Origin of the sequence: Algibacter sp. Ld11, assembly GCF_045066735.1 — a bacterium.
Lineage (GTDB): Bacteria > Bacteroidota > Bacteroidia > Flavobacteriales > Flavobacteriaceae > Algibacter.
In genome coordinates, this window is the sequence record NZ_JBISHH010000024.1 from 677,274 (window position 1) to 689,022 (window position 11,749).

At 33.4% G+C, this 11,749-nt stretch carries 10 protein-coding genes; 8 read left to right on the forward strand and 2 right to left on the reverse strand.

The features are described 5' to 3' along the window. The first annotated feature begins 195 nt into the window (after window positions 1-195). Window positions 196-1,761, forward strand: coding sequence for a solute:sodium symporter family transporter (locus ACJJV4_RS13225; RefSeq protein ID WP_405295423.1), 1,566 nt, complete (start codon window positions 196-198; stop codon window positions 1,759-1,761). A gap of 228 nt (window positions 1,762-1,989) precedes the next feature. Continuing rightward, complete coding sequence (locus tag ACJJV4_RS13230; RefSeq protein ID WP_405295168.1) at window positions 1,990-4,362, forward strand: GAF domain-containing protein; 2,373 nt, start codon at window positions 1,990-1,992, stop codon at window positions 4,360-4,362. Window positions 4,363-4,381: 19 nt separating this feature from the next. Here the strand turns inward: ACJJV4_RS13230 and ACJJV4_RS13235 are convergent, their stop codons facing one another. After that, window positions 4,382-4,597 carry a PepSY domain-containing protein gene (locus ACJJV4_RS13235; protein ID WP_405295425.1) on the reverse strand — a complete coding sequence of 72 codons (216 nt, stop codon included), beginning with the start codon at window positions 4,595-4,597 and terminating at the stop codon, window positions 4,382-4,384. Between the two features lie 240 nt (window positions 4,598-4,837). Then, window positions 4,838-6,034: a Pycsar system effector family protein gene (locus ACJJV4_RS13240; RefSeq protein ID WP_405295170.1), complete on the reverse strand. Its 1,197-nt coding sequence runs from the start codon at window positions 6,032-6,034 to the stop codon at window positions 4,838-4,840. Window positions 6,035-6,243: 209 nt separating this feature from the next. Here ACJJV4_RS13240 and msrB point away from each other — a divergent pair, with 209 nt between their 5' ends. From msrB to ACJJV4_RS13270, 6 genes are read left to right on the forward strand one after another with little or no spacing between them, the layout of a single operon-like run. After that, window positions 6,244-6,690, forward strand: a complete 447-nt coding sequence (msrB, locus tag ACJJV4_RS13245) for a peptide-methionine (R)-S-oxide reductase MsrB (RefSeq protein WP_405295172.1) — start codon at window positions 6,244-6,246, stop codon at window positions 6,688-6,690. Window positions 6,691-6,747: 57 nt separating this feature from the next. Beyond that, window positions 6,748-7,290, forward strand: coding sequence for a peptide-methionine (S)-S-oxide reductase MsrA (gene msrA, locus ACJJV4_RS13250; protein ID WP_405295174.1), 543 nt, complete (start codon window positions 6,748-6,750; stop codon window positions 7,288-7,290). A 52-nt stretch (window positions 7,291-7,342) separates the two neighbouring features. Then, window positions 7,343-8,905 (forward strand): protein adenylyltransferase SelO, encoded by a 1,563-nt coding sequence (locus ACJJV4_RS13255; protein ID WP_405295176.1) that lies wholly within the window; start codon window positions 7,343-7,345, stop codon window positions 8,903-8,905. 26 nt (window positions 8,906-8,931) lie between these two features. After that, on the forward strand, window positions 8,932-9,876 hold the full coding sequence (locus tag ACJJV4_RS13260; protein ID WP_405295178.1) for an aldo/keto reductase: 945 nt from the start codon (window positions 8,932-8,934) through the stop codon (window positions 9,874-9,876). A gap of 6 nt (window positions 9,877-9,882) precedes the next feature. Further along, on the forward strand, window positions 9,883-10,371 hold the full coding sequence (locus tag ACJJV4_RS13265) for a peptide-methionine (S)-S-oxide reductase (RefSeq protein ID WP_405295180.1): 489 nt from the start codon (window positions 9,883-9,885) through the stop codon (window positions 10,369-10,371). A 46-nt stretch (window positions 10,372-10,417) separates the two neighbouring features. Further along, window positions 10,418-11,641, forward strand: coding sequence for an alpha/beta fold hydrolase (locus ACJJV4_RS13270; RefSeq protein WP_405295182.1), 1,224 nt, complete (start codon window positions 10,418-10,420; stop codon window positions 11,639-11,641). Window positions 11,642-11,749 lie beyond the last annotated feature (108 nt).

Below are 11,749 nucleotides of genomic sequence, written 5' to 3' on the forward strand. Positions count from 1 at the left end.
TCCAAATTATAAGTGTTATCATTACACTCATGTTTAAGTTGTTTTAACCAAACAATTGGCTTGAAGATGATGTTCTGATAGAAAATGAATTTTTATAGAAGCATTTTATCAATTTATTATTTTACTTTTAAAAAAAATAATGAAGACATTTATTAACAAACACAATATTAACTAAACCAAACTAAATTTATTATGATGGGTATTATCTCTTTTGCCGGGTTTACATTGCTTGTTGCACTTATCGCTTGGTGGTCAACACGTAAAACGGACGAAACATCTTCAGATGGTTACTTTTTAGGAGGAAGAAGCCTTACCGGACCTGTTATTGCAGGTTCATTATTATTAACGAATTTATCTACAGAGCAAATTGTAGGGATGAATGGTGTGTCGTTTAGAGACGGAGCGCCTATTATGGCTTACGAAGTTTTAGCTGCTATTGCTATGGTGTTTACAGCATTTGTATTATTACCTAAATACCTTAAAAGTGGTATTGCAACTATTCCGCAGTTTTTAGAAAATCGTTACGGTAAAACAACAAAAACAATTGTTTCACTTTTATTCCTTTTGGGTTACGCCATTTCAATGCTTCCTACGGTATTATATTCGGGGGCGTTAGCTTTAAACACCATGTTTGATATTCCGGAGATGATAGGTATGGGGCCAGAAGCTACGCTTTGGGTTACTGTAATATCTATTGGTGTTATTGGTAGTATTTATGCTATTTTTGGAGGATTAAAAGCCGTTGCGGTGTCCGATTCTATTAACGCTGTTGGACTTATTGTTGGCGGGTCGTTAATACCAATTTTCGGATTAATGTATATTGGAGATGGAAATGTATTTACAGGTTTAAGCACTTTAACTACAGCATTGCCTGAGAAATTCGATATTATTGGTGGTCCAGAATCTGATGTGCCTTTTATGACACTATTTACAGGAATGATTATTGTTAATTTTTACTACTGGGGAACAAATCAAGCTATTATACAGCGTGCCTTAGGAGCTAAAAACTTAAAAGAAGGTCAAAAAGGACTTTTATTGGCTGCTTTTGTCAAAATATTAGGTCCAATTATTGTGGTTTTACCTGGTATTATTGCTTATTATATTTTTAATGGCGATTTATCAAATGCTGATGAAGCTTATCCAATGCTTGTTAAAAAAGTGTTGCCTGCGGCCTATATTGGTTTCTTTGCAGCCGTGCTTTTTGGGGCTATTTTAAGTTCGTTTAATAGTGCGTTAAACAGTTCTGTTACACTTTTCGGATTAGATTTTTATAAAGAATACATTAATAAAGAAGCAACAGAATTACAAGTTGTAAAAGCAGGTAAAACGTTTGGTATTGTATTGGCTATATTTTCCATTGGAATAGCACCTATGCTATATGGTGTAGAAGGTGGTATTTTTACATATTTACAACAGCTAAACGGAACGCATAGTGTGCCTATTTTAGCTATTGTTGTTATTGGGGTATTTTCTAAACGTGTTTCTGGAAAAGCTGCAAATATTGCTATACTTTTTAGTGTTGTAACTTATTTAATTACATTATATGTTATTAAGCCAGATATTAGTTTTTTACACTTAATGGGAATTTTATTTGTATTAACTATCATCATCATGTACGTGGTAAGTCATTTTTATCCAAGAGAAACAGATTATGTTCAAGAATATACCGAGCAAGTTGATATAGCAAACTGGAAATATTTAAAACCAGTTGGCTTTATTGTTGTTGCAATGGTTGTCGGTTTGTACATCGCGATGTCTTAAAACTTTAGTTTTACATCAATAAATTAAAACGCTTTAGTTTTTTCTGAATTTTCATTTATTTGAATTTTCAAAAAAACTAAAGCGTTTTTGCATGTCACGCCAATTATATGAGCATAGTACAAAGGTTGACTACGTTATGCGATATACCGTTAATTAACGTTAGTAATAGGTTTAATTAACGACCAATTCAATTAATTTGTAACTTTGCATTTGATGTATTAGCAATAAATGGATATAAACGATAACATAGAATCGCCTTTAAACGTAAAAATAAGTTTCAATAAATTATTAAAACAATATGAAACTTTAGCGTTAAGCACCGATAGTTTTTTGGCAAATAAAGCCAAAGGAGTTTTGGATATTGCCGCACAATATCCAGAGTTGCGTGATGGGTTTAGTAAAGTGTCGTCTATTAAAGAGCGAGAAAAAGAAATTGCTTTTATTCTTCAAGATACCTTTAGCCCCTTGTTAACGCACAATGAAATAAAAACGGCTTCTGCACCTTTTAATGATGTCATTTTTAATGCATCGGCGCGATTTAAAAATATTATAAAAGCAGCAGGTGATGGTTTTCTGCTTCAAATGAAAAACATGCCGCATGATGATGTTTATGTTGGGGCTTGTACTATAATATTAAGTTTTTGTCATGGATTTCATATTAATTTTAAACGTCCGTTTTATTACGAAATTCCAGATGCTAATGGTATTATGCGTTATTATAAAATACTCTATAACGCCGATTTTTGTGAAATAAAGCCAGGTAAAAATGCACCAAAAATAACACAAGAGGATTTCGACGAGTTGCTGGATAATTTTGATAATATAGATCTTTGGAAAGAAAAATTTCCTCCAAATAGCTATACGTTTAAAGGTTTTGTTATTTCGAATATTTTTGATGTAACAGACGATCAATCGATATCTAATATAAAATCGAGTCTAATAAATAAAGATAAACGGAAACCAAATAGTTTTATAGAAGGTTTTCAAGATATTTTTAGTTCTCTTTTTGGAATTAAAGATTTAAAAGTTGGTTTTTCAATCTATAATAAAGAAGATGATAGGTTTGAGCGTATTTATGGTTCCGGCATGCATAGCTATTTATTAGGGAAAAAAGAGACTAAGCAATGTGCAAACGCTTTGTGCACGTGGTCTTATGATAAGTTATTGAAAGAGTACAAGTATTTCTCGGTGTCTGATGTTGATAAAAAGTTTGAGTTATCTCAAGGTAAAGCACCGCATATTGCAAGTTTGCACGAACAAGGTATAAAAAGTGCCATTTTCGCCCCTGTTGCAAATAATGAAGGCCTAATGGGTATTATAGAAATAGTATCGAACAAAAGGCAGGTATTAAATAGTGTTAATGCCAATAAGCTTGGAGATGTTTTGCCTTATATAATACAAGCTGCTGAGCGCAATATAGAAGAAGAAGCAAATTTAATTGAAGCTATAATTCAAAAGGAATGTACTTCAATTCACCCGAGTGTGCATTGGCGATTTGTAAAAGAGGCTAAAAACTTTATCAAAGCTGAGGCTCTTGGTGAACAAGCAGTCTTTAAAAAGATAGCTTTCGAGAACATCTATCCACTTTACGGCCAAATAGATATTAAAGGATCATCGGAGGCCAGAAATCAGGCAACAAAGCAAGATTTAGCATTACAATTGAGTGCAGCTAAAACTATATTTGAATATGCCGTAAAAATTGAGTCTTTACCAATTTACGATCAATTTATTTTTCAAATAGATGAGTTTTTACTTGGGTTAAACGAACATTTTCAGGTTGATAGTGAACAGCAAATTTCTGCGTTTTTCAAAAATGATATTGATTCGGCTTTGAAACATTTATATGTTATAGACGAATTAAAATCTCATCTAGATTTGTATTTTGAAACATTAGATGATAAGTTAGGGATGCTTTATAATCACCGCAAACAATATGACAATACGGTGACTTTGATAAATAAAGACATGGCTTCTTTATTAGATAAGAAACAAAAAGTGGCGCAACGTATGTATCCGCACTATTTTGAACGTTTTAAAACGGATGGGGTAGAGCACAATATGTATATTGGTGAATCGATTACTAAAGAAGATTCTTTTAACCTTATTTATTTGTATAATTTACGTCTGTGGCAATTACAAGTCATGTGCGAAATGGAGAATGATTTCTACCAAAAACAGCATAAATTCCCGGTAGCTTTAGATGTTGCTTCTATGGTACTCGTATTTAGTCAGCCATTAACTATTAGTTTTAGAATGGACGAAAAGCAATTTGATGTTGATGGTACGTACAACGCTCGATACGAAATTGTAAAAAAGCGTGTAGATAAAGCGTTTATAAAAGGAACTACTGAGCGTGTTACACAGAAGGGGAAAATTAGTATTGTGTATTCTCAAAAGCAAGATGAACAAGAGTATTTAAGATACATTAAATTTTTGCAAGCAAAGCATTATGTAGATAACGATGAGGAGATTGTAGAGCTTGAAGATTTACAGTCTGTTACAGGATTGAAAGCCATTCGTGTTAGTGTCCTTTATCATAAAAATAAAGAAGATAAGGCGTTTTATACTTACGACGATTTAATGAAGGAAATTAAAGCTTAGCGTCCTTCATTTTATAATATTATACTGTAATGGTTTTGGTTTTTTTATAATGTCTGCCATACCATAAGAGCACACCTGTAACGGGTAAGCTTGCAGTTAATAAACTTATTATAAAAGCAATTATTTTCCCAACGATTCTTCCAATAGCTCCTATGTGGATATCATAGTTTATACGAAGTTTTTTATCAGGAACTTTAGAGTCAACGTATTTTCCGAAAATGGCAGGGGTTTCTATTTTTCTAAAGTACTTTGATTGAAATCACCATCGCTAATATTAGAAATTTCGAATCTGCCATTTTCATTAGTTTGCGCACCTTTTACGGTATTTTTAATAATGGTGTTAACTCCAAGTAACGGAGTGAAGATGTATTATTTATGGTGCCTTTTATAGTTCCAGATTGTGAAAAACTGAAAATACTGAGCCGTAAAAAAAGTTATTAAAGTAACTGATACTTTAATTTATGGAAGAAATAGACTATACGAGTATTCCTGCTGAGTAAAATGAAATAATAAAGGCTATAACGCTCACTATTATACCAATCATGAAGACAGTATAAGTGAGCCTGAGTATTTTGTATTTTTTGTCTAAAACCAAGCCTAAAAAGTATAAATCTTTTTTCATTGAAGAATAGAGGTAGTCTCGATCTTGCATCATTTCTCCCATGGCCCATTCAAAATCCTGAAGGCTCATTTTATGGAAATTCCCGAAGAATAATAAATTAACCTGCTTATTAGCAACATCTTCTTTTGTAAACTTTCCTCTTGTTACATTAGGGCGTGTAGCCATAATAGATAAAATTATAGAAGCTACGGTAAACATAACAAAAATTATAGTTGGAGTAATTAAGTAACCATTAGACGGGTTATCTAGTTTAGATGCTAGGTTAGATAATACTAACGAAACAATAATAGCATTTACAGATAGTAAAATATTGGCTTTAGTATCGGCAATATTACTAAGTGTGATGTGGTTTTTTAAGGTTACTCTAAACATGGTTTCAATGCCGCGTTCTGGTAATTCTATTTTTTCTTTTTTGAACTTTAATTCAGCTTTTTTTTGAGCAAGTTTACCAGTATCTAACTTAATTTTTTTCTTTCTATTAATTAAATTAGCTAGGTTTTTACCCTTGCGTTTTTCCCAATTAGCGGCAGCTTCATTAGTAAAAAAGCGATGTTTTGTGCTTAAAAAGACAATGTTTTCTTCTAGCCATTCGCCTTCTGTTATTCTGTAATTACTGAGAAGTTCCCATTCTTTTCTTAGCAATTCTGAAATGTCACCGTAGTTTTTACTCCCAATATGTGCGCAATCTGCATCTTTTATAATTTTTTCAAGAATAGTGCTTGGAATAACACCCATTTTTGTAGCCATAATAATATTGGAAACCGTAACGATATCTTCCTCGCTACAAGCTTGTGTTTTAAGAAATTCTTTAGCTATTAAAACACTTGCTTCTTCATGATTGTTGGTGTCCTTTGTATATCCGGTATCGTGAAACCAGGCGGCAACTAAAAGTAATTCTTTTTGTTTGTCATCAATTTTTATCAGTTCTGCTAATTCAGTAGCTTTGTTTACAACAAGTTGCGTGTGCGGAATGTTGTGGTAGGTAAACTCCGGAGTTAACTTTTCATTGAGAAGGTTGATAACAAATTTTTCAGCTTCAGCTATAAGCATATGTAAAACGTGTAAAAAGATTATTTAGTAAAAGTACGAAACTTTAAAAGATCAAAATATAATTACTATAGTAACGCTATTATTTGTCGTAAATTTAGTGAATGCTTTCATATTTGGTTAATGTAGAGAAATAGTAAGGTTTTTAACCTGTTTTCGACTATATTTTGGAAATGAGAGTATATTAATTAATAAAAGAAAAGGAATAAAATATGCTAACTTGGAAAGATATTATTAATTTTTCGGTTAATGGAAATCCAGCACCAGATAAGCGTGTTGAAAAAACAGAAACTGAATGGAAGGCTCAATTAACACCTGAGCAATTTAGAGTAACACGATTAAAAGGTACCGAGAGTCCGCATAGTGGAGCGCTTTGTACGGCTCATGATGCTGGTAAATATAATTGCGTGTGTTGCAATACGCCTCTTTTCGATTCTACAATAAAGTTTAGTTCGGGAACGGGATGGCCTAGTTTTACACAACCTATAAAAGAAAATGCTATTAAGTACGAGCGCGACACGAGCTATGGTATGGTTCGCGTTGAGGTGATGTGTAATACTTGCGATGCGCATTTGGGGCATATATTTCCAGATGGTCCAGAACCTAGTGGGTTACGTTATTGCGTAAACTCGGAATCCATGCAATTAGAAAAAGCATAATTCAATCTAATAATCTCTTGTTTGGTTTGTTATCGAGCGGGTTTAAATTAAAAAGAAATGCAAAATAAAAATATACAATTCGCCACATTTGGTGGAGGCTGTTTTTGGTGTACGGAAGCTGTTTTTCAAGAGGTAAAAGGTGTGGAGAAAGTGGTCTCTGGTTATGCAGGAGGTAATGTGCCTGGCCATCCTACCTATCGAGAAATTTGTTCTGGGTTAACGGGGCATGCCGAGGTTATTCAAATAACATTTAATGCCAATGAGATCTCATATCTCGATTTGTTAACTATTTTCATGACTACTCACGATCCTACAACCCTAAACAGGCAAGGTGCAGATAAGGGGACGCAGTATCGTTCAGTTATTTATTACCATAGTAGCGAGCAAAAGGAACTTGCGGAATTGGTTTTAAAAGAAATGAAAGCTTATTTTGAAAACCCAATAGTTACTGAATTATCAGAATTGCCTAAGTTTTTTGAAGCAGAAAAAGAACATCAAAATTACTATAGAGATAATGAAACACAAGGCTATTGTAGTTTTGTAATTACACCTAAATTAGCTAAACTTAGGAGTATGCATGCCGATAAGTTGAAGCGTTAGTCTATTTGTTTATCTTATACGTTTAGAGTTATTTAAGCTAAAAATATTATTTATGAAACTCAATATACAAGATACATTTAATAAAGAATTACCTGCCGATCCAATACTCGAAAACACACGAAGACAGGTTGAAAATGTTTGCTTTTCTTTTGTAACGCCAAAACAAACCGCAAAGCCAGAGTTATTACATGTGTCTCCGGAAATGTTGGAGAGTTTGGGTTTAACAGAAGCAGATGCAAAAAGGACAACGTTTTTAAATGTATTAACAGGAAATGAAGTTTACCCAAATACAAATCCTTTTGCTATGTGCTATGGTGGACATCAATTTGGTAATTGGGCAGGTCAATTAGGTGATGGTCGTGCTATTAATTTATTTGAAGTAGAACACAATAATAAACATTGGGCAGTACAATTAAAAGGGTCGGGAGAAACACCATATTCTAGAACGGCCGATGGTTTGGCAGTGTTACGTTCTTCCGTTCGGGAATACTTATGCAGCGAAGCTATGTTCCATTTAGGAGTGCCAACTACCAGAGCTTTATCTTTAGCCTTATCTGGCGATCAAGTGTTACGCGATATGCTTTATGATGGTAATGCAGCTTACGAAAAAGGAGCTATCGTTTCTCGTGTTGCACCTAGTTTTTTACGCTTCGGAAGTTTTCAAATATTAGCCGCTAGAGGCAATACTGAAACTTTAAAGACACTTACAGATTATACCATCTCTAACTTTTTTCCTGAGTTAGGTAAACCTTCAAAAGAAACTTATATCGCATTTTTTAATGAGGTTGCACAACGCACTTTAAAAATGATCGTAGATTGGCAACGTGTTGGCTTTGTACATGGCGTTATGAATACCGATAATATGTCTATTCTTGGTTTAACCATAGATTACGGGCCTTACGGTTGGTTAGAGGATTTTAATTATGGTTGGACTCCGAACACAACAGACAGTCAGCATAAAAGATATCGTTACGGAAATCAGCCCAATATGGGGCTTTGGAATTTATACCAACTAGCTAATGCATTATATCCATTAATTGAAGATGTAGAGCCATTGCAAGAGGTTTTAGATACATATCAAATAGGTTTTGATGAGCAATCTCTTGCTATGATGCGCAATAAATTAGGGTTTAAAGAAGAAGATGAAAATGATAAAATTTTAATTCAACAACTAGAAGAAAACCTTCATTTAACAGAAACGGATATGACGATTTTCTTCAGAAGTTTAAGTAACTTTTCAGAAGAAAATCCTTCCAAAGGCATTTCAATAGTGAAAGATGCTTTTTATAATTTAAATGAAGTTGAAGGTGCTATTGAAACCAAATGGCAGATTTGGTTTGAAGCTTATGCGAAACGTTTAAATGTTGAAACAGTTTCTTCCGAAGATAGAAAAGTAAAAATGAACGCTGTAAATCCGAAGTATGTTTTACGAAATTATATGTCGCAGTTAGCTATTGATGATGCCGATAAAGGCGATTATAAATTAATAGATACGTTATTTAATCTTCTAAAAAAACCTTACGACGAGCAGCCTGAGAATGAAAAATGGTTCGCAAAAAGACCAGAGTGGGCCCGACATAAAGTAGGGTGTTCTATGCTATCCTGTAGTTCATAAATTCAATATTAAAAAAAGAAAATCAAATGCAATTAGGTTTAGGAACAGCTGCTTTAGGACGACCACAATATATCAATGTGCGTCAAGATGCTATAAATACCTCTGATTTAGAGCTGTTTAAAAAAAATAGTTTTTCTGTTATAGAAGAGGCTTACAAATTAGGTGTTCGATATTTTGATACTGCGCCCGGTTATGGTTTAGCAGAGCAGTTACTGCTAGATTGGTTAAAAACTAAAAATGACCAAACTATTCAAGTAGCTACAAAATGGGGGTATACGTACACTGCAAATTTTGATGCTAACGCAAAAGTTCACGAAGTTAAAGAACACAGCTTGGAAAAACTTAAGGAGCAATGGCAGGTTTCTAAACAGTTTTTGCCATATTTAAAAGTGTACCAAATACATTCTGCGACCTTAGAAACGGGTGTTTTGGAAAACAAAGCAGTTTTAAATTATTTAGCTTTTCTAAAAAAAGAATATCAAATTAAAATAGGAATCACAACTACAGGAGCAAACCAAGTAGAAGTCATTAAAAAAGCCTTAACTGTTGAAGTTGAAAATGAATTGCTTTTTGATGTTTTTCAAGTGACTTATAACTTGCTAGATCAAAGTTTAAAAGAAGTGTTCGGTTTGTTAAAGAATGAAAATAAAAGTATTGTTATAAAAGAGGCTTTAGCCAATGGGCGTGTTTTTAGAAATAAAAATTATCCAAATTATAATGCGATGTACACGGTTTTAGAACGTTTAGCAAATGGATATCAGGTCGGTGTAGATGCTATATGTTTACAATATGCCACACAAACCATTCCACGTAGTATTGTTTTGAGCGGAGTGAGCAATATTGAGCAGTTGCATGAGAATTTAAAAGTGAATGGGTTTGTTTTATCTCATTTAGAATTAGAGGAACTTTCGAGCTTTAAGATAGATCCAACTCAATATTGGGGAGAGCGCAAAGCTTTACAATGGAACTAGTTTAAAATGGGCACACATACAAAAATAGCTTTAGGAGGAGGTTGCCATTGGTGCACCGAAGCTGTTTTTCAGTCTTTAAAGGGAGTCGATAAAGTAGAGCAGGGATATGTATCCTCTTTAAATCAAAATAATACCTTTTCCGAAGCTGTAATCATTCATTTTTATGAAGATGTTATACCGTTAGAGGTTTTAGTAGAAATTCATTTGCATACCCATAAAAGCACAAGCAATCATTCTATGCGCGATAAATATAGATCTGCTATTTATACGTTTTCCGAAGCACAAGAAATGGAAGCTATTACAGTATTAAAGAATTTTAACAATACTTTTGAAAAGACAATTATTACGGAGGTTCTGCCTTTTTCAGAATTTAAAGCTTCACGTGAGGCTATTCAAAATTATTATAAAAAGAACCCGGAAAAACCATTTTGTAAACAATTTATTAATCCGAAGTTAAAATTATTAGTAGATAAATTTTCAAAATATGTTATTTAAAGTTAAGGAAAAGGATTTATAAACGACTGATATTCAAAATTAATTCATGAAGAGTACTAGACTGAAAATAGAAAATAAAAAAGGCTTATTGTTACAAGCTCAACTAGAATTGCCTGCAAACCAAAAACCGAATCGATATGCTATTTTTGCGCATTGTTTTACATGTACAAGCTCACTAAGTGCTGTAAAAAATATTAGTAGAGCCTTAACCAATTATGGTTTTGGAGTACTTCGTTTTGATTTTACTGGTCTAGGAAGAAGTGAAGGTGAATTTTCAGATAGTCATTTTTCTGCTAACGTTCAGGATTTAATTGCCGTAAGCGATTTTATGGCATCTCATTATGAGGCACCTTCTTTATTAGTTGGGCATTCTTTAGGAGGAGCGGCAGTACTTTCAGCAGCAGCGCAATTAGAGCATGTAAAAGCTGTTGCAACTGTTGGAGCTCCATCAACAGTAGGACATGTAACGCATTTGTTTTCTCATGGATTAGATAATGTTAAGGAAAAAGGCGAAGTGCAAGTAAATATTGGAGGTCGCCCTTTTAAAATTGATAATGAGTTTGTTGAAGATTTTGGTAAAACCGATTTACCTACAGTAGTGGAGAATTTACGTAAACCGCTTTTAATTATGCATTCGCCTACAGATCAGGTTGTAGGAATTAAAAATGCTGAAGAACTTTACCATAAAGCAATGCATCCTAAAAGTTTTGTTACCTTGGATGATGCCGATCATTTACTAACAAATTCTAGAGATAGTAATTATGCTGGTAATGTTATCGGAACTTGGGTGCAGCGCTATTTTGAGCCTCAAGAGAATGATATGCTAGAAACAAACGGTGAGCAACTTGTTGGGCATTTAAACCTAACGGAAGATAATTTTACAACCAATATACAAACCAAAAACCATAGCCTAATTGCCGACGAGCCTGCTTCTGTTGGTGGAGATGATTTTGGACCTTCACCTTATGAGTATTTAAATGCAGGTTTAATAGCTTGTACGGCTATGACATTAAAAATGTATGCCGAACGCAAAAAATGGGATCTACAAGAAGTTTTTGTATACGTAACACATTCTAAAAAGCATAGTGACGATTTAGGGTTAGAACAAGAAAAGCCAGGATATTTAGACCATATCTCAAAAAAAATAAAGTTAATTGGTAATTTAGATGAAAAACAAAAAGCACGATTAAAAGAAATTTCGTCGCGCTGTCCTGTGCACAAAACCTTAGCCAGCGGTGTGGTGTTTAATACCACTTTAATCGAAGAATAAGGTTTTTAACACAAAAATCATATGTCATGCTGTATATCTTTAATTCCTATTAGGTAAAATAGGTTTTCTTAAGGTATATCTACAATATTCTCTTTATAAACAATTATT